This window comes from Microbacterium sp. P5_E9, assembly GCF_054049175.1.
On the sequence record NZ_JBFUMV010000052.1, the window covers coordinates 1 to 762 of the forward strand.

Below are 762 nucleotides of genomic sequence, written 5' to 3' on the forward strand. Positions count from 1 at the left end.
ACCACGAGTACCACGGGGATGAACCGATGGTCTGGCTGGATGTGCTGGACATTTCGCTGATGCGGTCCCTGCATGCGACGTTCTTCGCGCCTGGCCGCGAAGAGAAGCAACCCCTGGCCGCGGTGCCCGATCGCTCGATGCGCGAATGGGGCAGCGGGCTGATGAGTCCGCCGGGCACGCTCGCAGGCGCGGCGGTCAATCCACTGCTCGTCTATCCCCAAGCCATGGCCGAAGCAGCTCTTGGGCGCGCGGCGGCCCTGCCATGTGATGGCGTGGACGATACCGTGCTGGAGTACCGCAATCCGGCGACCGGCGGCCCCGCGATGCGGACCATGGGCATGCGGCTGCAGCGGCTGCGGCCGGGGTTTCGCGGCAAGGCACGCCGCCACACCGGCAGCAAGCTGTACTACGTGGTTCGAGGTTCGGGCACCACCACCGTGGACGGCAGGGACTACGACTGGACGCAGGGCGACTTCCTCACCATTGCGCCCTGGGCGTGGCATGCGCACGCGAATCGCGCCGGCAGCACGGACGCCGTGCTGTTCCAGGTGAATGACTTCCCCGCACTTTCCGCTCTCGGCTTCCACGCCGAGGAAACCCAGGACCATCCCCAAGCATCATGAAACTCGCCACCTTCAACGACCTTCGCGTCGGCATCGTCGATGACGATGCCGTGTTCGACATCACGCCACTTCTTCCCGCCGCCCTCGACCTGTTGCCCCGGCAGCGCATGAACTGGCTGATTGCCAACTGGGATTCGAT

1 protein-coding gene is annotated in these 762 nt (G+C 66.0%); it reads left to right on the forward strand.

Going from position 1 to position 762, the window contains the following annotated elements; all coding sequences use genetic code 11:
- On the forward strand, positions 1 to 623 hold a 623-nt coding region (locus ACXJ3V_RS20160), incomplete at its 5' end, for a cupin domain-containing protein (RefSeq protein WP_457102137.1).
- Positions 624 to 762 lie beyond the last annotated feature (139 nt).